Raw genomic sequence first — 24753 nt, 5'->3', positions numbered from 1 at the left:
TGACCCTCACATTTTCAGGAATATAAAAACGATATGCAGGTCGATTGACAGAGCGGTGAGAGATATCTTTTTCTGGCATTTGTGGGAAGAGTGTAGTAATATAGGTAGGAATAATGACAGAGCTGCCGGACAGAAGAATGGTCGACTGTCTGGCTTATGTGAAAGGACTTATAATGAAAGACATCATATCAAGTATTATTACAAGTGTACTGACAGCTTTGTACCAGCCATTTTGGTTTTCTGTGATCCTGTCTGTGATGGTACTGTTTTTTTATCTCTTTGCCTACCATAATGAGACAGGTGGAAGGGGAATCAGGGGAGCTTTTTCCGTGTGGTGGCAGTATTTCAGAGGAAATGCTTTTTTTCGGAAGCTGTTTTTTCTGACCTTTTATACAACCATGATCTTGTTTCGCACGCTGCTGAACCGGGATATGTGGATGAATCCCCTTTCGGATGTGATGGCGAACTGGTGGATCTGGAAATATGGAGAGGATGGTACCAGATATCTCACAACTGAGTGTATTGAGAATCTGATGCTGTTCATTCCGTTCACGATCCTGCTGTTCTGGACCGCAGGAAAGAAAATATTGAAAAAAACAACATTCTTGAATATTGTGTGGACCGGACTTAAGATTACCTTTGTATTCTCACTGTCCATTGAACTTCTGCAGCTTTTCCTGAGGCTTGGGACGTTCCAGGTTTCTGATCTGACATATAATACTCTTGGAGGAGGTATTGGCGGGGCTGTGTACTGGATTGGTCATCAGCTTTCAGTCAGGCGGGGAGCCGAATAATGTCTGCCGCAGATAGCAGGAAGACAGAGAAACGGATCAGCCCGGATTGCTGTTCGAGAGTGATACTTTGAAATTTTTGTAGTTACTGTTCACTGGTAATATTCCGCGAGGTGTTTTTTGTGAGCGAAGGTCACAGAAAACCCGAGACATACCGCGCGAATTTATGCGATTAGCATAAATTCTGTGCATCGCGAAGCGTGTTGCTGAGAACGGAGTGAACAGTAACTTTTTGCACGGTGCATCGTTAAAATTTCATTGACAAATCTTCCATAACGTGTTAACCTAATACCAGTTTCAAAAAGAAAATGCATAGATGAGGAATAGTACACAAGAGAACGGAGCACAGAGAGCTGCTGGCCGGTGAGAAGCAGCGGAAGGGATTTGTGGAACTCGCCTCGGAGCATCTGCCTGAAATCTTTATATATTATATAAGAGAGTAGACGCAGACGGTGTCCGCCGTTATCCGGAGAGGATATAAGGATGTATATACATTCCGTATCTGTCAAGTGTGTGAATTTTTATTCATGAAATAAGAGTGGTACCGCGTAGGACAGCAGTTGTCTTTCGTCTCTTGCAGAATCTGCAGAGTCGGAAGATTTTTTTTATGTCTTTATATCAAAAACAGAAACCAAAGAGAAATTTTAATGGAAACAGAAAGTGGAGGAAAACAAAATGATGACACCATCCAAGTACAAACGTCAGTATTACATGCCGCCGGTGAAATGTATGAAATGGGCGGAGAAAGAATATGTGGATAAGGCCCCGATCTGGTGCTCTGTAGACCTTCGTGACGGAAATCAGGCACTTGTGATCCCGATGAGCCTGGAGCAGAAAGTGGAATTTTTCAAGCTTCTTGTAAAGATTGGTTTTAAAGAGATCGAGGTTGGATTTCCGGCTGCTTCTGAGACAGAGTATGAGTTTCTCCGTACGCTGATCGAACAGGATCTGATCCCGAAGGATGTAACGATCCAGGTGCTGACTCAGGCAAGAGAGCATATCATCCGTAAGACTTTTGAAGCTGTTAAAGGCGCCCCAAAAGCGATCGTTCATGTATACAATTCCACATCCGTATCTCAGAGAGAGCAGGTATTCAAAAAATCAAAAGAGGAGATCCTGAAGATCGCAGTAGATGGCGCTGCACTTTTGAAAAAACTGGCTGATGAGACAGAAGGCAATTTTCAGTTTGAGTACAGCCCGGAGAGCTTTACGGGAACAGAGCCGGAGTATGCACTGGAGGTGTGCAATGCGGTTCTGGATGTATGGCAGCCTACTGCAGATAACAAAGCGATCATCAATCTGCCTGTTACGGTTGAGCATTCTATGCCGCATGTGTATGCAAGTCAGGTGGAATACATGTGTGATAATCTGAAATACCGTGAAAACGTGATCGTTTCTCTTCATCCGCACAATGACCGTGGATGTGGCGTTGCAGACTCCGAGATGGGTCTTCTTGCAGGTGCTGACCGAATTGAGGGAACTTTGTTCGGAAATGGTGAGCGTACCGGTAATGTGGATATTGTAACGCTTGGTATGAATATGTATTCCCAGGGTGTGGACCCGAAGATTGATTTTTCTGATATGCCGCATATTTGTGAGGTTTATGAGAAATGTACCGGAATGCAGATCTATGAAAGAAGTCCGTACAGTGGAGCTCTTGTATTTGCTGCATTTTCCGGATCTCATCAGGATGCCATCGCAAAGGGTATGCACTGGAGAGAGAACGGAGATCTGGAGCACTGGACTGTTCCGTATCTGCCGATCGATCCGACAGATGTGGGAAGAAACTACGATGCAGATGTTATCCGTATCAACAGCCAGTCCGGAAAGGGCGGTGTAGGCTATATACTGGAGACAAAGTTTGGCCTGAACCTTCCTCCGAAAATGCGCGAGGCTATGGGCTATGCAGCCAAAGCAGTGTCCGATCACAAGCACAAAGAGCTTCATCCGGACGAGATCTTCAGTCTGTTCAAATCTACCTTCGAAAATGTGGTTGAACCATACAGCATCAATGAGGTTCATTTCCAGCAGAAGGAAGACGGCATCGTAACACGGGTTACTTCTACATTCCGTGGAAAAACCATCGTTACAGAGGCTTCCGGAAATGGTCGTCTGGATGCGGTAAGCAATGCACTGAAGAAAGCTTACGAACTGAAATACACACTGGAGACTTATCAGGAGCATGCTCTGGAGCAGAGTTCTTCCTCCAAGGCTATCGCTTATGTGGGAATCCGTAAACCGGATGGAACGCTTGCCTGGGGAGCGGGTGTTGATCAGGATATTATCCGTGCCTCTATTGATGCACTGGTAACTGCGATCAACAATCGATAAGCATCCGGTTCCGGATAGGTTTACAAAAAATGAGAAGCTGCCATAAAACGCAGCTTCTTTTTTTGCCGTGCAGATGTTATAATAGTGCGGAATGTGAAAATAACAGTGAGTAAGAGGGGTATTATGAAAAATAAGAAAAAAAACAGGATCTCATACAGCCTGTCTGCAGAGCTGAAAAACGCTCTGAAATATCTGCTGATATGGGGAATGATCCTGATCTTTTCCGCATATCTGCTTAGTGATTCGGAGATCCTCGGAAATGTAAAGCAGCAGGCAAGACCGGATACTTGGTCTATGATCGGTGCGGGAGGAAGCTTTGAAGAGGAGTTTACCTGCAAAACGAACCGTCTGTCCGGTGTGGAGCTTTTTCTTTCTACAGAGAGTGCATCGGTTGCTGGAACGTTTCAGATAACGCTGTATCAGAATGAAAGGGAGATCCAGAGCTGGCAGGCCAGCAGACTGACCATATCGTCGGGGGATACCACGTATTTCCGGCTTGACCAGAAGCTTACGGAATGTAAGGGGCAGAAATTCCGGATCGTTTTAGATGGCGCAAAAGGGGATACCGGAGTGGCTGCAGGGCTGGTGAGCCTGAAGGATGATACACAGACACTTGCCTATCGGATCATTTCCAGGCCATTTCCAAAATCACTGGTGTTTCTGGTGATTGGAGCGGCGGCAGCTGTGATGCTGGTGATCTTTGCATTTTTGAAACGCAGACAGCTCCGGGCAGAAGTGGTGTTTGCCGTTGTTTATATTTTTATGAGTATCTGTACGCTGGCGGCGGTTCCGGCCTTTAATTCGCCGGATGAGTACAGCCATTATCTGAGAAGCTATGAGGTTTCCAGAGGATATCTGACGTCGGAAGGCAACGGAGGAAACGACTTATTCTCATATGGAAGGACGTTTAACAGTGGTCTGGTTCCGGAATTTTCCGCCAAGGATCATGTATCATTATGGGATATCGGAGAGAATGCAGATCAGCGTATCGACCGGGAAAAAACACAGTTTTACGGATTTGGAAATACAGCTTTGTATGCACCTACTTCGTATCTTCCCCAGGCAGTAGGGATCCGCATTGCAGATCTGTTTACGGACCGGCCGATGGTTCTTGCCTATGCGGGAAGGATCGCCAATATGCTTATGTTTGGACTGCTCTTTTTCTTTGCCATTCGTCTGACGCCTGTTGGGAAAAATTTCCTCGTACTTCTGGGGCTGGTACCTGTGAATATCCAGTCAGCAAATTCCATGTCAGCAGATGCCCTGGCCCTGGCTCTGACGGTTGCTCTGGCTGCCTTTGTACTGGCTATGCGATATAAACAAAAAGAAGTGATGAGTAGAAGACAGCTGATATGGATGTACGTGCTGACCGGATTCCTGTGTCTTTGCAAAGTGGTTTACATGCCGTTTTGCCTGCTCCTGTTCTTGATCCCGAAAGAACGGTTTAAAAGCAGAAAAAATTACTGGTTTCATGTGGTCTGTGCAGGAGCTGTGATCCTGATCTTAAGTTTGGGCTGGCTGGTCATTGCGTCCCGATATCTCTGTGAGTCACAGCCGGGTGTGGATACAGCTGCACAGCTTGTGGGGATCCTGAAGGATCCGGCTGCCTTTGTCCTGACTTTTGTGCGGAGCCTGGATAATTTTGGTGTGACCTATCTTACAGAAATGATAGGAAGTAATCTTGGATGGCTGAACATTCCTGTCTGTGCCCTGCTGGCAATGGGATATCTTTTGATCCTGGTCCTTCAGGTTTCCGGGAATGATGATATGTCGGGAATCCGTCTGGATCTTCCGGCAAAGGGCATTCTGGGAGGAGTCAGTCTCCTGGTATTTGCGCTGATCTTTGTAACGTTATATGGACAGTGGACAGCCTATGGCTACGATAAGATCCTGGGCGTGCAGGGACGGTATTTTCTGCCGCTTCTTTTTCCGCTGATCCTTGCGCTGAAGCCCAAACGGTTTGCCGAAGGAGCCGGGGAAACACCATGGGGACTGTTTCTGGGAGCCTGGAGTATCGATCTGTGTGTTTATGCGACACTTTTCGTGCAGGCCCTGTGCCGTTTTGCATAAGGTGTCGGATCTGGTCGAGCAAAAATCCTTGACTGGTTGAAAACAAAATATTATAATCAAATCTGTAAATAACAGAAGAAAAAACTGTTCTGAAAAAGGATAAACAGGCAGATAGAAGTACGATTTCCGGAAAGTGGGTGTACAACATTGGACGGAGATGGAGACGCTATCTGCCTTTTTTTTCTGAAATGAAATACGGCATGAGTGTGGATAACTCTGCGATTTTATGTGGATTTTATGTGGAATACATGTGGATAAGGTGTGGATAAAACACAAATACCGCCGTTGAAGCGTTAAATACGGGAAAAAGCTTGACATATTCAATATTATTAAATATAATTTTCCCATACATTACAAAAATGTTACAAACATGTAAAGGAAATCGTAATGATCCGTATTTATCCGGGAAGCGATGATAATGGGGGCTGTGATGTCGCATCGGAGGATTATGGGCTGTTACAGAAAATGAAACGCAAGGAATGAGATTATGAAAGTTGAGAAAGATTTACGCGAGGCTGACGGAGTGCAGGATGAACGTAGAAATGGAAAAACCAGAGGAAATTCCGCGCGCAGTTTTGCAGTGCTGACATTATGTGCAGTTTTGGCGATGGTTATTTCTCTGGGGACAAGGACATTTGCAGAAAGTGAAGGAGGCAGGGTTTATGCAGCTTCGGATGGAGGAGAGGGCTCTCCCTATGAAGAGGTTGCTGTTCCTACCGGGATCGCAGGTGTGGTTTCAGGAGTTACGGATACACCATTATCCGGAAGCACGGTTACAAGGATCGGAAGCTCCTGTGAGCAGGTGATCGTAGGCCAGAGAGTACAGAAAGTAACCAATACTGCTGCAGATCTTAATGTAAGCTCCTCTATGGAAAACAAAGTAAATGAACTTGATGCAAGGTCGATCACACTGGCAGAAAATCCCACACTGATGTCAGATGAAGACTATGATACACTTCTGAGGATCGTGGAGGCAGAAGCAGGAAGTGAAGATATCAAGGGCCGTGTTCTGGTGGCTAACGTCATCATGAACCGTGTAAAAAGCGAAGATTTTCCGAATACGGTGACAGAGGTTGTCTGGGATAACAGTGACGGCGTTCCGCAGTTTTCACCGACCTATGATGGCAGGATCAATGAAGTTGCAGTTTCCGATGAAACAAGGGAAGCGGTCAAGCAGGCGCTGAAGGGTACGGATTATTCTGAAGGTGCACTGTTCTTTATCCAGAAATCTGCAGCAGAGGAACATAATGTGAAATGGTTTGAAAAGGACCTGAAGAGGCTCTTTAAATACGGGGTCCATGAATTTTATACATATAAATAGGAAGAACTGATGCAGTACAGAAGGAACCAACCGCCGGCAGAAACAGACCGGCGGTTTCTTTTTATCCGAAAGCTGTGAATATCTGTCTGATCACAGGGTGGGATTTGGCAAGACAGATTCTTTTTTAAAAGTGGTGGCATTTTCCATAATTCCATGCTATAATGTGATAACGTTGAAAAGAAAACGAATATCTTACAATAGAAAGGCGGAACACCAATGCAGGTATTGTACAAGAGCACCAGAGGAAAAGAGCAGGCAGTTACAGCGTCTATGGCCATACTTAAGGGCCTTTCTGAGGACGGCGGACTGTTCGTGCCTGAAAGCATTCCACAGCTGGATGTACCAATGGACAAGCTGGCACAGATGACCTACCAGGAGACAGCATATGAGGTAATGAGCCGTTTCCTTACAGATTTTACCGAGGATGAGCTTAAGAACTGTATCAACAAAGCATACGACAGCAAATTTGATACAGAAAAGATCGCGCCGCTTCATGAAGCGGATGGGGCATATTTCCTGGAACTGTTCCATGGCGCGACCATTGCATTTAAGGATATGGCACTTTCCATTCTTCCGCATCTGATGACAACTGCAGCGAAGAAGAATAATGTTAAGAATGAGATCGTGATCCTTACCGCAACATCAGGAGATACCGGTAAAGCTGCCATGGCAGGCTTTGCAGATGTGCCGGGAACGAAGATCATTGTATTTTATCCGAAGCATGGTGTCAGCCCGATCCAGGAGAAACAGATGGTAACTCAGAAGGGTGCCAACACTTATGTGGTAGGTATTACCGGTAACTTTGATGATGCCCAGACTGCAGTTAAGAAGATGTTCAATGATCATGAGCTGGCAGCAGAGCTGGATCAGGCAGGCTTCCAGTTTTCTTCTGCAAACTCTATCAACATCGGTCGTCTTGTTCCTCAGATCGTATATTATGTATATGCCTACGCATCACTGGTACGCGACGGCAGAATCAAAGACGGACAGGAGATCAATGTGGTAGTTCCTACCGGAAACTTCGGAAATATCCTTGCTGCATACTATGCGAAACAGATGGGACTTCCGATCCACAAGCTGATCTGTGCATCGAATGAGAACCGTGTTCTTTATGATTTCTTCCGCACAGGAACCTATGACAGAAAGAGAGATTTCATCCTTACGACATCTCCTTCCATGGATATCCTGATCTCCAGCAATCTGGAAAGACTGATCTATCGTCTTACCGGAGAAAATGCTGAAAAATGTGCAGAGCTTATGAAATCCTTAAGTGAGGGCGGCGAATATACCATTACTGACGATATGAAAGCACAGCTTATTGATTTTTATGGTAATTTCTGTAGTGAAGATGAGACTGCACAGGCCATCAGTGATATCTACAAAAACAGCAATTATGTAATCGATACGCATACTGCAGTTGCAGCCGGCGTATATAAGAAGTATGTAAGTGAGACAGCGGATCATCTTCCGACAGTGATCGCCTCTACTGCAAGTCCGTATAAATTCACAAGAAGTGTTATGGAAGCACTTGGTGAGGATCATAAAGATCTGGATGATTTTGGCCTTGTAGACGCATTAAGTGCGCTTTCCGGAGTACCTGTTCCACGTGCAGTTGAAGAAATCCGTACTGCCCCGGTTCTTCATGACAGGGTGGTAGATGCAGTGGATATGCCGGCAGCAGTAAAGGATATCCTTAAGATCAAATAATAATTGATAATAAAATCAGTAAGAAAATGTATTTTATGTTGAAAAAGCACAAATACTGGTTTATAATAAAAACAACGAAAACCGAATCCTGGAATGTTCGATCCCCCTTTTCTTTTTGAACCTACATTGACATTTTGGGAATCCAAAATCGCAGGTTGGATGTCAGACCTCACGTCGTGGTAGGCAGAAGACACTGTTGAGGATACCCACCTAGCATCTGCTAGGCGTCAAAAATAAGGGAACGGCATCCCGGGATTAATCGGTTAAAGACATAGAGCCGGTTAGTGGCTCTTTTTTCATATATGGGAGGAATTAAAACATGAGTGTTTCTGAAAGGAAATTTGGGGCACTTCCTACAGGAGAAGAAGTAAAAATCTATCATCTTGAGAATAAAAAAGGTGCCTATGCGGAAGTGCTTCAGTATGGTGCGATCCTGGTGAAGATATGTGTTCCGGATAAGAACGGAGATCTGAAGGATGTGGTCCTTGGATATGACGATATCCGGGGATATGAGATTAATGGATGCTTTTTCGGTGCGAGCATTGGAAGAAGTGGAAACCGTATCGAGAATTCCAGATTTTTTATTGATGATAAAGAAGTGGTTCTTGCAGAGAATGAGAATCATAACAATCTTCACAGCGGTCCGGATGGTTTTGAGAAAAAGCTGTGGGAAGTAAAAGAAATTTCCCAGGAGAAGAACAGCGTGGATTTCTTCCGCATCAGTCCGGATGGAGAGAACGGATTTCCGGGAGAATTTTCCATTGTTGTGAAATATGAATTCACAGAGGAAAACGAACTGAAGATTTTTTACAGAGGACGCTCTGATGCAGCTACCGTTGCCAATATGACCAACCATTCTTATTTTAATCTGAACGGAGAAGGCAGCGGAGATGTGCTTGATCAGGAACTATGTATTCATGCGAAGTATTTTACTCCGGTAAAAGACAGCCAGTCCATTCCTACCGGTGAATATGCACCGGTGGCGGGAACGCCGATGGATTTCAATGTTTCCAAACCGATCGGCAGAGACATTGAGGCGGATTTTGAACAGCTGAAGTTCACAGGCGGTTATGACCATAACTATGTAACCGATAATTATGCAAAGGGCAATGTCCGTTCGATCGCTACTGCATACTGTAAGGAATCCGGTATCGGTATGGAGGTTTCCTCCGACTGCCCATGTGTGCAGTTCTATGCAGGCAATTTTGTTAAGGATGAGAAGGGAAAGAACGGTCATGTTTATCATGAACGTTATGGATTCTGCCTGGAGACACAGGTGGAGCCAAATGCAGTCAATGTAGAGGATTTCCATTCTCCGATCCTGCTTCCCGGTGAAGAGTACAGCTCTGAAACGGTTTACCGTTTCTTTGTGAAATAACAGACAAACAGAAATAAAAGAGGTGCGAGAAGGCAATGCAGATACGTGTGGCAGAAGAGAAGGATGCAGCAACACTTTTGGAAATTTATTCCTACTACGTAGAAAAAACTGCGATCACATTTGAATACGAAACACCTTCCATAGAAGAGTTTACGCATCGGATCCATGATATAAAGGCGAAATATCCGTATATTGTGGCAGAAGAGAACGGAGAGATCCTGGGATATGCCTATGGTTCTGCGTTTCATCCGAGGGCTGCTTATGGCTGGTGTGCGGAAATGTCCATTTATGTGAGGCATGACCGGCGGGGCAGCGGTGCAGGAGGCAGACTCTATCGAGCCCTGGAGAGTCTTCTTGCAGAGATGGGAATTCTGAACCTGAACGCCTGCATTGCAGTTGCACCAAAAGAAGATGAATACCTGACCAGTGCCAGTGTGGATTTTCATAAGCATTTCGGCTATAAGCGTGTGGGAGAGTTCCACAGATGCGGCTATAAGTTTAACCGTTGGTATAATATGGTATGGATGGAAAAGATGATAGGTGAACATAAGAGCCTGCAGCCGGAAGTAAAGCTTTTTCCGGAAATCCAGGATAAGATCGGATTTGAACGTTTTTCCTGGTGAAAAAAGAAACCTGAGGGAGGTCAGCATGGACGAGGAAAAGAAAAATATAATCCAGCTCATGCTGGGATTTGTGCGCAGGGCAAACGGAGATCATGTTAGTGCATATGCGGCCCAGGCAGCGTATTTTCTGATCATGTCTTTTATCCCGTTTATACTGTTTCTTACAACGCTGATCCGTTATACACCCTTAAGCTATAATGTTGTCAGGGATGCCATCATCGGGTTTGTGCCCGGAAATCTGCAGACCTTTGTGCTGAGCATTGTGGTAGAAGTATACAAAAGAAGTACAGCCATCGTGCCGTTGTCTGCGCTGATGGCGCTCTGGGCGTCCGGAAAGGGAATGCAGGCGATCACCAATGGCTTAAATACCATTTATCATGTAAAGGAAACCCGAAACTGGCTGATGACCCGAATCTATTCGGTTTTTTATATGCTGTTGTTTGTGCTGGCAATCATTGTCACTCTTCTGGTCCTGGTTCTTGGTAATCGAATCCAAGTAGCTGCACAGAGAACCATTCCGATTCTCGGGAGGCTGCTGGCCAAGGTTATAGGGGCCAGGACATTGCTTGTATTTGCCGTGCTGTTTGCAGTGTTTCTGGTCCTTTATAAAGTGCTTCCAAACCGAAAGGCAACCTTTAAAAGCCAGCTTCCGGGTGCATTTATGATCGCAGTGGCATGGATGATATTTTCCTATGGATTTTCCCTGTATTTTGAATTTTTTCCGAGTTTTGGAAATATGTACGGAAGTCTGACTGCGCTGATCATGGTAATGCTGTGGCTGTATGTGTGTATGAACCTGCTTCTTTACGGGGCGGAGATCAATGCCTACTTCGAAAATGAATTCCGAAAGGCCCAGAGATCTGTAAAAACACTTCTTTCCAAGAAAGAAAATGAAAAAAACAGTTCCAAAGAATCCTGACTTTGCGCTTGACAGAAGGCAGACCTTGTGGCATAGTATTAAAAGACAGAAAAGCTGTGAAGGTGTTTATAGAGGATCATTTTCTCACAGAGAAGGGAAGTCACCGGCTGTAAGCTTCCCCGGGTTCAGATGGTTCTTGAATTTCCCACCGGAGCTTCCTCTCTGAAGTAACAGTAGGAGATGACGTAAGCTGCGCGTTAAGCAGACAAGAGGTGCCCGTGATCTTTTCATGGGAAACTGGGTGGTACCGCGGATATTCCGTCCCTTTTATGAGGGACGGTTTTTTTATTGCCCATATCTGGATCTTCGGGGTGGGCGGCGGATCATTTGATCATTTTAATTAAAGGAGAAATAGACCATGGATATGAAAGAAAGACTTCAGGAACTGGCTGAAAATGCCAGAAAACGGATCGAGGAATCCGAGGGCCTGGATAAGCTGAATGATGTGCGTGTTGCATATCTTGGAAAAAAAGGTGAGCTTACTGCAATCTTAAAAGGTATGAAGGATGTTGCTCCGGAAGAGCGTCCGAAGGTTGGACAGCTTGTCAATGAGACAAGAGCTAAGATCGAAGAACTTCTGGAAGCCTCCAAAAAGGATTTCGAGGAGAAGGTCCGTGAGGAAAAAATGAAGGCAGAAGTGATCGATGTAACACTTCCTGCAAAGAAAGCGAAGATCGGTCATCGCCATCCGAATACTATCGCTCTGGAAGAAGTTGAGCGTATTTTCATCGGAATGGGCTATGAGGTTGTGGAAGGTCCGGAGGTTGAGTATGCGGACTACAACTTTACAAAGCTGAATATTCCGGAGGATCATCCGGCAAGAGATGAGCAGGATACATTCTTTATCAATGATTCCATTCTGCTCCGTTCCCAGACATCACCGGTGCAGGCGCGTGAGATGGAAAAAGGCAAGCTTCCGATCCGTATGATCGCACCTGGCCGTGTATTCCGTTCTGACGAGGTAGATGCAACACATTCACCTTCCTTCCATCAGATCGAGGGCCTTGTTATTGATAAGAATGTTACGTTTGCAGATCTTAAGGGAACCCTTCAGGAGTTTGCAAAAGAGCTGTTCGGACCGGAGACAAAGACCAAATTCCGTCCGCATCATTTCCCGTTCACAGAGCCGAGCGCTGAGGTTGATGTTTCCTGCTTCAAATGCGGCGGAAAAGGCTGCCGTTTCTGTAAAGGTTCCGGCTGGATCGAAATCCTTGGCTGTGGTATGGTTCATCCGAATGTTCTCCGTATGTGCGGAATCGATCCGGATGAGTATACAGGATTTGCCTTTGGTGTAGGTCTGGAACGTATCGCACTTCTGAAATATGAGATCGATGATATGCGTCTTCTCTATGAGAACGACAGCAGATTCCTGAAACAGTTCTAAAACAGTGAACACGGATCATGAGTATCCGTCTGACAGTAAATATAGAAAAAAGAAGGGACAACCAAAATGAATACTTCATTATCTTGGATTAAAACATATGTGCCGGATCTGGATGTAACGGCACAGGAATATACAGATGCCATGACCTTAACAGGAACAAAGGTAGAGGGCTTTACAGAGCTGGATGCAGATCTTGATAAGATCGTGATCGGCCAGATCGATAAGATCGAGAAGCATCCGGATGCAGATAAGCTGATCATCTGCCAGGTAAATATCGGAACTGAGAGTGTGCAGATTGTAACAGGCGCTCCAAATGTAAAAGAAGGAGATAAGGTTCCGGTTGTTCTTGATGGCGGACGTGTTGCAGGCGGCCATGATGGAAAAATGACTCCCGGAGGGATCAAGATCAAAAAAGGCAAACTCCGTGGCGTTGAGTCCTTTGGTATGATGTGCTCTATCGAGGAACTTGGAAGCACCAGAGAAATGTATCCGGAAGCACCGGAATACGGAATCTATATTTTCCCTGAGGACGCAGTTGTGGGTGAGAGCGCTGTTAAGGCACTTGGCCTTGACGATGTGGTATTTGAGTATGAGATCACTTCTAACCGTGTAGACTGCTACGGTGTTCTTGGAATCGCAAGAGAGGCAGCAGCAACCTTCCAGAAGAAATTCTGCCCGCCGATTGTAGAGGTTAAGGAAAATGATGAGAAAGCTTCCGATTATGTAAAGGTTACTGTAGAGGATCCGGAGCTTTGCCCGCGTTACTGCGCAAGAGTTGTAAAAAATGTCAAGATCGGTCCGTCCCCGAAGTGGATGCAGAGATGTCTGGCTTCCAATGGAATCCGCCCGATCAACAACCTGGTTGATATCACAAACTATGTAATGGAAGAGTTTGGACAGCCAATGCATGCATATGATCTGGATACCATCGCAAATCAGGAGATCGTTGTACGCCGTGCAGGAAAAGATGAGAAATTCGTCACACTGGATGGCCAGGAGCGTATCATGGATGAGAACGTTCTGATGATCTGTGACGGTGAGAAGGCTGTCGGCATCGCAGGTATCATGGGGGGAGAGAATTCCATGATCACAGACGATGTAAAAACTGTTCTTTTTGAGGCAGCGTGCTTCGATGGAACCAGCATCCGTCTTTCATCCAAGAGGATCGGACTTCGTACAGATGCATCCGGTAAATTTGAGAAGGGTCTTGACCCGAACAATGCACAGGCTGCAATTGACCGTGCATGCCAGCTGATGGAAGAACTTGGTGCAGGTGAGGTTGTAGGCGGAATGGTTGATGTCTGCAGCGAGACAAGAGAGCCATCCAGAGTAAAATTTGAGCCTGAGAAGATCAACAAGCTTCTTGGAACCAGCCTTACAAAAGAAGAGATGATCGATTATCTTGGACGTGTAGAACTGGCTTATGATGAAAAAACAGACGAGATCGTTGCACCGACATTCCGTCAGGATATCCACTGTAACGCAGATGTTGCAGAGGAGGTTGCAAGATTCTATGGCTATGATAAGATCCCGATGACACTTCCTACAGGAGAGGCTACTACAGGTAAGCTGCCATTTAAGCTTCGTATCCAGGAGGTTGCAAGAGATATCGCAGAATACTGCGGATTCTCAGAGGGAATGTCCTATTCTTTCGAAAGCCCGAAGGTATTTGACAAGCTTTGTATTCCTGAGGACAGTGATCTTCGTAAAGTCATCACCATCAGCAATCCTCTTGGAGAGGACTACAGTATCATGCGTACAAGCACACTGAACGGTATGCTGGCATCCCTTTCCACAAACTATAACAGACGTAATAAAGATGTTCGTCTTTACGAGCTTGGAAATATCTATCTTCCGAAGTCCCTTCCGGTTACAGAGCTTCCGGATGAGCGTACCATGTTTACACTTGGAATGTACGGAAAAGGCGATTTCTTTGATATGAAGGGTGTATGCGAGGAGTTCTTCGAGAAGATCGGAATGAAGAAAAAGGTTACCTACGATCCAAACAGCGGAAAACCATTCCTTCATCCGGGAAGACAGGCTAACATGATCTATGAGGGTAAGGTAGTTGGATATTTAGGTGAAGTTCATCCGGCTGTTGCAGATAATTACTCTATCGGAGAAAAAGCATATATCGCAGTGATCGACATTCTGGATGTTCTGGAATTTGCTGGTTTCAACCACAAATATACAGGAATTGCCAAATATCCGGCTGTAACTCGTGACCTGAGCCTTGTAGTTCCCCATGCAGTTCTTGCAGGACAGATCGAGGAGATTTTTGATCAGAGAGGCGGAAATATTCTTGAGAGTTATCAGCTGTTCGATATCTACGAGGGCGCACAGATTGAGAAAGGTTTCAAATCCATGGCTTATTCTCTGGTATTCCGTGCCCATGACAAGACTCTTGGTGAAAACGAGATCTCCGCAGCAATGAAAAAGATCATGAATGGTCTTAACGGACTTGGAATCGAGCTGAGAAGCTGATGCTGATCTACATTGTAAGACATGGCCTGACTGAGTGGAATAAATTAAAAAAGCTTCAGGGTGCAGCGGATGTACCTCTTGCGAAGGAAGGGATCCTTCTTGCAGAAAAAACCGGAGAAGCTCTCCGTAATGTGAAGTTTGATATCTGTTTTACAAGTCCGCTCTCAAGGGCAAAACAGACAGCAGAATATGTTCTGGGGAAACGTGATGTTCCGATTATACCGGATAAACGGATCCAGGAGATCGATTTTGGTGTGTTGGAGGGTGATCAAGTAAGAGATGCAGATGGCAATTATATCGATCCGCAGATCGAGACTTTTTTCCGTGCTCCGGTAAATTTTAAACGACCGGAAAAGGGCGAGGATATTTTTGATGTGATCGCCAGGACAAAGGATTTCTGGGATGAAATAACATCAGATCCGACTCTTGCGGATAAAACAATTCTTGTTGCCTCTCATGGATGTGCAGTCCGTGCTCTTCTTCAGAATGTAGATCCTGATCCGGAGAATTTCTGGAGAGGCTCCGTGCCGCCAAACTGCTGTGTTAATCTTGTGGAAGTAAAGAATGGAAAGACAACGCTTCTGGAAGAAGATAGAGTTTATGCATAGAAAATAATGAGAAACGCAGAATAACTGTAATGGCTGTTCTGCGTTTCTTTTTTTGCTTGTTTTTATTGGTGGAATTTCACAGGTTATGATTGACTAATTGAGATAAAATGAGATAAAATATATAAAAGCGATGAATAATTCAGAAAAATAAAAGTTAAACTTTACTAATTATATAAAGATGCAGAATTGTGTTGGAATTATATGAAATCATTTAACCAAGTGCAGATTGCGAATATCCGCCTACGGATAGAGGATAATTACTGATAGTGATGTGATATATGGAATGGGGTGAGTATATGCAGTCATTAAATGAGACAAAAGCAGGGGAAAGCTACACGATCAAGTGGATGACCGGAATGCCGGAGACTATGGAACAGATCAGACAATATGATGTCAGTGAAGGAAAGACCGTACAGATCATAAGCAGGATACTTGGCGGAGTGATCGTAGGTGTTTGCGGACGCAGGATCCTGATCAGCGATGATGCAGCCTGCCGTATAAAAGTATAAATAAAAGTATAAAATAGAAAAAAGACGAAAGGACAATTCTTTTGGCGAAGGAATTGTCCTTTCTGGTTGTTTTAGGGAAGATGTTATGATAGTATGGGAACAAAAGAGTAACTTTTTTCAAAAATAAAGACAGGGGAGGCATATTATGGGAAAAAAGTTTATGAATACAGTGCTGTTTCTGGCAGTAACAGTGGCCGCGGCAACCCTGACTGCTTATGTTGGAAAAGGCTCCGGGAATGTGTTGCTTTATAATTTTACATTTCTGGGACTTATGCTGATCATATACGCAGTGGGGCTTTTTGCAGGTTTATATCGGATGGATAACCTGTCAAGAGCACTGAAGCATGGCGCTGGTGAGATCACAGAAGTGTTTCAGCTTCCGGGAAGAGCCAGAAAAGAAGAGATTGGGCAGCTGCGAGGGATTTTCGGTGACCGCTATCTCGACAAAAAGATGGATGATTTTGTTGACAGTATCAGCAGAACGGAAGAAGGGATCGCTGAAGTAGAGGATTTTGTGAATATTGAGGATGTAGATGTACATATCCACAAGAGACTCCTTGAGATGGCTCCGGACATTTTTACAAGCCTTGGCATCCTTGGAACATTTATCGGTCTTGTGTGGGGACTCAAAAATTTCCAGCCCACAGATTATGAAGTGATGACAAGCTCGGTATCCGCTCTTGTAGATGGCATCAAAGTTGCGTTTCTGACTTCCATTTATGGAGTTGCACTTTCTGTTGTGTACACATTTGGGATGAAAAGCGGATATTCTGCGATGTCCCAGGCGATGCAGGATTTTCTGGATCGTTTTCACGCACTGGTGCTTCCTACTGCGGAGAATGAGTCCTGGAATCTCCTTGTTTCCAGCCAGAAGACGCAGACAGAAGCCATGAAACAGATGGCGGAACAGTTTTCTGTGCAGATGGCAGATAGCTTTGAGAAAGTGATCACACCTACTTTTCAGAAGATGAATGATTCTCTGGACGTTCTTACCGCATCTGTGACAAAAGGGCAGCAGGATGCGATCCGGGAGATCCTGGATACGTTTTTAAGCGAGATGCATGGTTCCTTTCAGATGCAGTTTGAAGATTTTAATGATGCTCTGGCAGAACTTAAGAAGGTGCAGAAGGAGAATACAGAATATACATCAGAATTGTACAAGACCATGAGCAGTCAGCTGAGTGAAACTTTTACGAAGCAGGAACGTGCCATGAAGGATGCCATTAAGGAAATCGATGAGATGCAGAGCAGTTATATGAAGACTGCAGACCGTATTATCCGGGATAATCAGATGATCCAGCAGCTGCAGAAACAGGATTACGAAAAGTTTGCCCGGCATATGCATGAAAATGAAAAAGAATCCGCAGATCTTTGGAAAAACTGCAATGCATCTATGCGTCAGTATGTGGACAGTGCTGCAGAAGGGATGAAAGCAGTTGCGGATTCCAATAGGATCAGCGAGGAGCTTCTTCGTGAAGATAAGAAGATGATCGAAGATTTTGAAGCCAGAGTGAAAGAATTTACCGAGAGCCAGAAGATGGTCAATAGTGTTCTGGATGAGGTACGCAGGCTTCTTTCTGAGATCAAGACGGCAAAAAATAACCGTGATATCCATCTGATCGCCGGACAGCCCTGGGGCTATGGAAGCAATGCCGGTATCCAGGAACTTAAGGATAAGCTGACGGGTCTGGAGGATCTTCTGGAAGGACAGGGTGCAAGACAGGAAGCGCTGCTGGATGAGATCGAGCGCAGTATCCGTGAGGCAACGAAGGCAGCACAGAAAAGCCGTTTTGGTTTATTTAAATAAGAGAGGAATTGTCAATGCGCAAAAAAAGAAAGCCGGAGGAGCATGGGTTTAATGTCTGGCGTTCTTATTCGGATATGATGGCAGGAGTTTTGCTGCTTTTTGTTCTGATCATGTGTGTGACACTTTTTCAGGCACAGAAGAGCTATCAGGACAGTCTGAAGGAACGGGATGAAAAAATCACTCTTCAGGAAAAATATACAGAAGAGCTTCTGGAAAAACAGAATGCGCTGGATGAGCAGGCAGGAACATTAAAGAGCCAGGATGAGCAGATCAAGTCCAAGGACAAGCAGATCAAATCTCAGGATGAAGAATTGTCTTCTCTGGCGGAGAAGCTTGCCAAACAGCAGGAAACGCTTGAGGCGCAGCAGAAAAAGCTGGCCTCTCAGAAAAAGAAGCTTTCCAGCCAACAGGATACACTGAAAGAGCAGCAGTCTGCGCTGGATGAAAAAACAGAGCTTCTGGAAGAACAGCAGGAGAAGATCGACAAGATCATCGGCGTGAAAGCTGAGGTTGTGGAAGCTTTGCAGAAGGAATTTGAGAAAAAGAACCTCAATGTGGATATTGATCCACAGACAGGTGCGCTGACGCTGAATGCCAATGTTATGTTTGATTATGATCAGGCAGAGCTTACCGATTCCGGTAAGATGACATTGTCTATGGTACTGCCGACATATTGTAAGGTATTGCTGGATGATTCCTATAAGAAATATCTTGGCGAGATCATTATTGATGGTTATACGGATACAGACGGAGATTACAGTTATAACCTGGAGCTGTCACAGAAGAGGTCTCTGGCGGTAGCGCAGTATCTTTTGGATATTAAGAGTGATTTTCTGAAGGATTCACAGGTTCAGGAACTGAAGGATTGTCTGACAGTGAATGGGCATTCCATGTCAGATCCGGTTTTGGATGCAGAAGGAAATGTAGATAAGGATGCGTCCAGACGTGTAGAGGTAAAATTCCGTTTGAAGGATGAAGAGATGATCCAGGAACTGAATAAGATCATGCAGGGAGATTCTGCAGAGTCCGACAGTACTGCTCAGAAAAAAGAAAAGAATCAGAAAGAAAATCAGGATAATAAGCAGTAATAAAATATGGCTGTTTTATATTTTTTAAGGAGGATTGGGTATGAAAAGAAAACTGGCATTGATGCTGACAATGACGCTTCTGGCTGGCAGCCTGGATTCGGGAATGCTGGTCAGTGCAGCTGATTTTTCAGCAGAAGAGAGTGTGGAACAGGCAGTGGAAGAGGAACCGCAGCCAACCGAGGAAAACGGTGCTGAGGAATTGACGGATGCAGAGGAGGAGCTGCCATCTGATGAGGCAGCTGCTTCTGAGACAGAGCAGGTTGATGATCCCGGAGAAGATGGATCAGAAATGACAGAGTCCGGTGTGAATGAAGCGGATATTTCTACGGAACTGGAAACAGAACCGGAAACAGATCCGGAATTGGAAGAGGAACCGGAAAGTCTGGCAGAAGATCCTGGATCTGCGGAAGTGGAAGAAGCTCAGCTTGAGGATGGCAGTGAAGATACATTATCTGGAGGTGCGGATAATGCAGGATTTGAATGGAACGGACTGCGATGTATTTCTAACGAAAAAGGTGAGGTTACGATCAAAGCGGTCATTAACGATGACCATTATGATAAGAATAACAATAAGATAAAAAGTGACAGATGCGCTTATGTGAATGGAAACATTCCATCTTCGATCAATGGCAAGCCGGTTGTCCGAATCGATACCGGAGCATTTTCAGACTGTATTAATATGACAAGTCTGAATATTCCGGATTCTGTAAAAGAGATCGGACGAGGAGCTTTTTCCGGTTGTACATCCCTTTCTTCCATCTGCATTCCTGATAATGGGGTGGTGGTAGAAGCAGGTGCATTCGAGCGATGTACAAGTCTTACCCGTATCCATATCCCTGCATCGATGGTCACACATGGTTATGTGGGTGAGAGTCCGGCGTATCCGGGAATTTTTGCGGGAGATGCAGGTCTGACGACGGTCACCTTTGGAAAAGGGATCACAAAGATTGCCAAAGGCTTGTTTTTGCAGTGTTCCGGTGTGAGAAAGATCGTTGTTCCGGATACTGTAAAAAATATCGAGGCATATGCGTTTCGGAGTTGTTCTGCACTTACGGAAGTGATTCTTCCGGAAGGCCTGGAAAATATTTATAATGGAGCGTTTTCCTACAGTAAGAGTTTGACTTCCGTGAAGCTTCCATCTACGCTGAAATTTCTGGATGTAGGAGCTTTCGGAGATTGTACAGGTCTTACGACGATCAACATCCCACCAAAAATGAAGACCCATGATACCACAGCGGCGAACCGGCAGTGGCCAGGTCCTTTTTATGGCTGTAAAAATCTGAAAAATGTGACTTTGGACAACGGAATGGAGGAAGTTCCAAGAGGGATTTTTTATGCACCCTCCGGTGATATAGGGCTGGAGGAAATTGTGATTCCGGATAGTGTGAAATGGATCGGGTACAGTGCGTTTTTTGGCTGTAAAAATCTCAAAAAGGTGACTCTTTCCAAAAAGCTGGAGGGTATTGATTCAGAAGCTTTTCAGAACTGCAAAAATATGAAATTATCAGAACGCGACCTTCCGAAAACGCTGAAAACGATCCGTGATAATGTTTTTGCTAACTGTACAAGCCTGGAAAATGTTGTACTTCCAGATTCCCTGGAGTATCTTGGGATAAGTGTATTCTATAACTGCCAGAGCCTGACAGAAGTGAATATTCCGGCTGGTGTGGAGACAAATGGAGCTACAGGAAATTACTATGATATGGGCGGCCCTTTTGCAGATTGCGTGAATCTGAAAAAGGTAACCTTTGGAAAAGGAATCAAGAAAATCCCACAGGGACTGTTTTACCGATGTACGGGGATCGAATCCATAGAGATTCCTTCAACGGTTACAGAAGTTGATTATATTGCATTCGGAAGATGTGTAAATCTGCAGAAAGTTGTGATCAACAGCGGACTTAAAGTTTTGTGGAAAGAGGCGTTTTACAAGTGTGAGAAGCTGGAAAACCTTACATTACCTTCCTCTGTGGAGGATATCAAGGAGTATGTTTTTAAGGATTGTAAATCACTGAAATGGGTTATGATCCCGCCAAGTGTAAAAACAATGGCGTGGTATAATGATATCACATATTTGAATGAAGATACGATTTTTGTTAATGTTTCATCTGACTTTGCAATAAAAGGTTCTACGGGTTCTTTTGCGGAAGCTTACGCGAAAAAATTCTCCATACCGTTCGTTTCAGTGGGAGTCACAGAGAAAACAACCTTTAAGGTCACATTTGATAAAAATGCGAAGGATGCGAAGCTTGCGTCAAAGTATAAGAAAAAGACGGTTACAAATAAATGTGCGTACGGAAAACTTCCGACGCCGTCCAGAAAGAATTATTATTTTCTGGGGTGGTATACAACACCGAAGGAAGGCGGAAAAAGGGTTACTGCAGGTACAAAGGTCAATTTGAAACGCGATCAGAAGCTTTATGCTCACTGGGCAAAGGCGGATTTGACGAAGGCAAAGATTTCTGTAGGAAACTGTACCTGGAATGGAAAACCGAAAACACCGAAGGTTACAGTGAAGTTCTATGGACAGACTTTAAAAGAGAAAACGCATTATACGGTTTCTTATCCTTCCAAAAAGAATATAGAACCTGGTAAAGTGATCGTCACGATCAAGGGTAAGGGCGTTTTTGCAAAATCCAAAAGTAAAAAGGCAAGCTTTAATATTGTAAAGGCAAAACAGACAATCAAGACAAAGAATGTCATTTTTAATGTGACAGAGACTGGAAAAACAAAGAATTTAAGTGTTTCTGCAAGGGAAAATCCAAAGATTAGTCTGTCCAGTGATTTTTCAGGAATTACAATAGTTAAAGGGAAAAAGCAGGTAACGTTGAAAAAACCAGGCGTTGCAACTATTACAGTACGAGCAGCGGAAACAAAACATTATAAAGCAGCATCTCAAAAAATGAAGGTTGTTTTGCAGGGGCGTCAGAATATTAAGCTTGTTTCCAAGGCTTTAAAGAATGATGGAAAGAACAGTTATACGATATCCAGTGATAACTTCAATCAGCCGATCAAGATATCAGTTCTCGGAGGAGCAAAATATTCCTGCGCAGTATCAAATTCCGGAAAAACAGCGGCGTGGTATGAAAGCGGCAAAGGTCTGATGGTGAGAGGCCAGGGCAAAGTTGTTGTGACGGTTACTACGAAGACAAGTGCAGATCAGGTATACCTGGCTTCTAAGAGAGTATTTACGATCAATCTGACAGGAAAAGTCCAGAATAGTGATTGGGTATTTAAACAGGATAGTGATGGAAAAGTGATCCTGATGAAATATACCGGAAAGGCTGTGAATGTTACAGTTCCTACGACGATCACGATCGGAATGAAAATGGTTCGGGTAAAAGGACTTGGGGACAGTGTTTTTGAAGGACAGAAGATCCAGAAGGTTGTGATCGCAGAAGAGGGTGTTCTTACTATTGGTAAAAAGGCGTTTAAGAATTGTACTGCACTGAAATCGGTTTCTCTTAACCGTAAGACCGTATCTATTGGTGCGGAGGCTTTTTCCGGCTGTAAATCGTTGACTTCTATTGATCTGCCGGATGGTCTGAAAGAGATTTCCGCAAGTCTGATGAAGGGGTGTAGCTCGCTTTCAGGTTCTGTCTATATTTCGAAAAATGCCAAGAAGATCGGTAGCAGTGCATTTAATGGCTGTGCTAAGATCCGTACGGTAATGGTGTATTCCAATGTGACCAGTGTTGAGGCAAATGCATTCAGAGGCTGCAATAATATTAATAAGGTTTATTATGCGGGGCCGAAATATAAATGGGCTCAGATTAAAATCGCAGGTGGCAATGAGAAACTGACAGCGAATGTGGTCTTTAATGCAGGTGGTGGTGTTGATTCCAGCGTGGATACGAAGCTTTCAACGGATGATCTTTTCAGAAAGTATCCGGAGTTTCTGAACAATACCGGTTTTGACAAGGTTACAGGTGATCTTCAGGGTGAGATGTTTGATGCGTTAAGTGCGGATACCAGTGCTACTTCGGGCTTTGGCACTTCAACATATTGGGCTACGGTTAAATCCAATATGCTGAACGGATTTGCGGATTCGATGTGTAATCTGTTTAATAAGGCGTATGGGACGGATTTTTCAGATGATAAACTGAAACAGAGTCTGGCTATGGAGCTTATTGTGGAAACTGCGGAGAGTTCTATGCTGACATATGGTAACGATACTCTGGCAGAGGCTTATGATATCATTCATAATACAAAAGATCTTTCGGATCACTTCTTTGAAAATGGTGACACGAAATATCAGCTGGCTATGAAGCTGGAGGGTGTGACGCAGTATAGCAGAACTGAGCTTAATGATATGCTTGATTGGTTTTACAAGAAAAACGATAAAGGGGTTTCCAGGTGGGATACCATTGATAAAACTTTTAACAGTGCAGATGCTATTATGAGTGCAGGGGATTATCTGATGAATTTTCTGACGTTGGTTACGGTTGGACGGGATTGTCTTGACAGACTGAGTTATCGGCTGCAGGCGGATTCTTCTTTGAAGAGGGGAATCGATCTTTTGAAGCAGTATTATGACCAGCCGCTGAAAACTCTGATGGTGGATTATGCGTCAGACAGGTGTATGAAGAAAGTGAAGAAGATGTTGACGAAGTCATTGACGAAGGTTCTGGATACAGTATGGACTCATAAGGGGTATACTGGCAGCTGTTATGTTGAGCTCGCGGAGCTGATCTTTAACGTTACCGGTACAATGATCCCTGGACCGACGATCGAGGGTTATAAGCAGGCATGGGTTTCGGTGTCAAATACGATGACTTTGAGAAATTCTGCTATGCAGCTTCGGAATGAGATCATTCAGGCGAAGAATAATGGTGGAGCTTCGAATCAGCAGATCGGGGATTATCAGCTACTGATGAGGACTTATCTGACTTGCCTGAAGAAGTCCGGGGGATATGTGGCGTCAGTTGTGAGGAATCCGTATGTTATGCAGGGGCATTTGGCTCGTTATGATAGTGCGTTGAATTATGAAGCTTATATTTCGGGATGTAAGTCTAATGCAGTGTATGGGAAGTGATTGAGGTTTAACTGGATCAATTAAGTCCTTTGCGGGGCTGCGAAAAGCGATAAGCTGTGGAGCAGTTATTCGGTTATGAGCAAGTAGCGAAGTGGATTGTGAATATCCGCTTGACATTTGTTCTTTTTGCTCTGGTGTCTGGCAGTGTTGTATTTGCTGGGCACCGGGGCTTTTTATTTTGTTGGAGGTATAGAGGGACGCCAGAGGAAGGTGGAATTGGTCTGTGAGGGATGCAGTCGGGGGGGGAGGTTTTGTGGTGTGGATGGAGAGGGGGACGCCAGAGGAAGGTGGCATCGGACTGGGCGTCCTGTCCTGAAATGTCAGACCGGTACAGAATATTCCTATAAGTATCGAAGAATACAGGAACTAGATCGGCCCAGTGTATCACCATAAATATCGAAGAATACAGGGACCAGATCGGCCTAGCGTAGCACCATAAATATCGAAGAATACAGGGACCAGATCGGCACAGCGTACCACTATAAGTACCGAAGAATCTCAGAACCAGATCGCAGATCGGCCCAGCGTACCATCATAAGTACCGAAGAATACAGAAACCAGATCGGCACAACGTTCCATTCTGAGTACCGCAGCATACAGACAAAAGTCAACAACGCAGCACACACAACAACGCAGAACTCCTTCCGTGCCCAAGAGGGTGGGGGTGCAGGGGGAGGGCCTTCGGGCTACGGAACTCTGAG

At 44.6% G+C, this 24753-nt stretch carries 15 protein-coding genes, 1 other RNA gene and 2 other annotated features; all 16 genes read left to right on the top strand.

Annotation, left to right across the window (positions count from 1 at the left end):
* The first annotated feature begins 113 nt into the window (after positions 1-113).
* The 16 genes from ABCM67_RS06220 to ABCM67_RS06145 all read left to right on the top strand — a co-directional run bounded on the left by ABCM67_RS06220 (position 114) and on the right by ABCM67_RS06145 (position 24052).
* A complete protein-coding gene (locus tag ABCM67_RS06220) occupies positions 114-794 on the top strand; it encodes a VanZ family protein (RefSeq protein ID WP_227589151.1) in 681 nt (226 codons plus the stop codon).
* A gap of 301 nt (positions 795-1095) precedes the next feature.
* Positions 1096-1369 (top strand) — a binding site (T-box leader).
* A gap of 97 nt (positions 1370-1466) precedes the next feature.
* On the top strand, positions 1467-3122 hold the full coding sequence (locus ABCM67_RS06215; RefSeq protein WP_173740882.1) for a 2-isopropylmalate synthase: 1656 nt from the start codon (positions 1467-1469) through the stop codon (positions 3120-3122).
* A gap of 123 nt (positions 3123-3245) precedes the next feature.
* Positions 3246-5192: a DUF2142 domain-containing protein gene (locus ABCM67_RS06210; protein WP_147603971.1), complete on the top strand. Its 1947-nt coding sequence runs from the start codon at positions 3246-3248 to the stop codon at positions 5190-5192.
* 487 nt (positions 5193-5679) lie between these two features.
* Positions 5680-6513, top strand: coding sequence for a cell wall hydrolase (locus tag ABCM67_RS06205; RefSeq protein ID WP_147603973.1), 834 nt, complete (start codon positions 5680-5682; stop codon positions 6511-6513).
* A 216-nt stretch (positions 6514-6729) separates the two neighbouring features.
* Positions 6730-8220 (top strand): threonine synthase, encoded by a 1491-nt coding sequence (gene thrC, locus ABCM67_RS06200; protein ID WP_147603975.1) that lies wholly within the window; start codon positions 6730-6732, stop codon positions 8218-8220.
* Positions 8221-8302: 82 nt separating this feature from the next.
* A non-coding RNA gene (ssrS, locus tag ABCM67_RS06195) (6S RNA) lies at positions 8303-8480 on the top strand.
* 59 nt (positions 8481-8539) lie between these two features.
* Complete coding sequence (locus tag ABCM67_RS06190; RefSeq protein WP_147603977.1) at positions 8540-9598, top strand: aldose epimerase family protein; 1059 nt, start codon at positions 8540-8542, stop codon at positions 9596-9598.
* 35 nt (positions 9599-9633) lie between these two features.
* Positions 9634-10221 carry a GNAT family N-acetyltransferase gene (locus tag ABCM67_RS06185; RefSeq protein WP_129975315.1) on the top strand — a complete coding sequence of 196 codons (588 nt, stop codon included), beginning with the start codon at positions 9634-9636 and terminating at the stop codon, positions 10219-10221.
* A 25-nt stretch (positions 10222-10246) separates the two neighbouring features.
* Positions 10247-11140, top strand: coding sequence for a YihY/virulence factor BrkB family protein (locus ABCM67_RS06180; protein WP_059086355.1), 894 nt, complete (start codon positions 10247-10249; stop codon positions 11138-11140).
* A 47-nt stretch (positions 11141-11187) separates the two neighbouring features.
* Positions 11188-11409 (top strand) — a binding site (T-box leader).
* A gap of 95 nt (positions 11410-11504) precedes the next feature.
* Positions 11505-12524, top strand: coding sequence for a phenylalanine--tRNA ligase subunit alpha (gene pheS, locus ABCM67_RS06175; protein ID WP_044962388.1), 1020 nt, complete (start codon positions 11505-11507; stop codon positions 12522-12524).
* 66 nt (positions 12525-12590) lie between these two features.
* The gene (gene pheT / locus ABCM67_RS06170; protein WP_015526758.1) at positions 12591-15008 is read left to right on the top strand and encodes a phenylalanine--tRNA ligase subunit beta; all 2418 of its coding nucleotides are present in this window, start codon (positions 12591-12593) and stop codon (positions 15006-15008) included.
* On the top strand, positions 15008-15616 hold the full coding sequence (locus ABCM67_RS06165; RefSeq protein WP_022427216.1) for a histidine phosphatase family protein: 609 nt from the start codon (positions 15008-15010) through the stop codon (positions 15614-15616). Before pheT ends, ABCM67_RS06165 begins: the two co-directional genes overlap by 1 nt.
* Positions 15617-15912: 296 nt before the next feature.
* A complete protein-coding gene (locus ABCM67_RS06160) occupies positions 15913-16125 on the top strand; it encodes a ferrous iron transport protein A (RefSeq protein ID WP_044962386.1) in 213 nt (70 codons plus the stop codon).
* A gap of 145 nt (positions 16126-16270) precedes the next feature.
* On the top strand, positions 16271-17932 hold the full coding sequence (locus tag ABCM67_RS06155; protein WP_021652917.1) for a MotA/TolQ/ExbB proton channel family protein: 1662 nt from the start codon (positions 16271-16273) through the stop codon (positions 17930-17932).
* A gap of 14 nt (positions 17933-17946) precedes the next feature.
* A complete protein-coding gene (locus tag ABCM67_RS06150; protein ID WP_147603980.1) occupies positions 17947-19020 on the top strand; it encodes an OmpA family protein in 1074 nt (357 codons plus the stop codon).
* Positions 19021-19060: 40 nt separating this feature from the next.
* Positions 19061-24052 (top strand): leucine-rich repeat protein, encoded by a 4992-nt coding sequence (locus ABCM67_RS06145; RefSeq protein WP_147603982.1) that lies wholly within the window; start codon positions 19061-19063, stop codon positions 24050-24052.
* The last annotated feature ends 701 nt before the right edge of the window (positions 24053-24753 follow it).

It is taken from the genome of Blautia sp. 2227st1_G12_2227SCRN_220401 (genome assembly GCF_039062885.1).
In the GTDB taxonomy this organism is placed as follows: domain Bacteria; phylum Bacillota; class Clostridia; order Lachnospirales; family Lachnospiraceae; genus Blautia_A; species Blautia_A fusiformis.
Note: the sequence above shows the minus strand (reverse complement) of the source record. Positions and strands in the feature narration are given on the sequence as shown.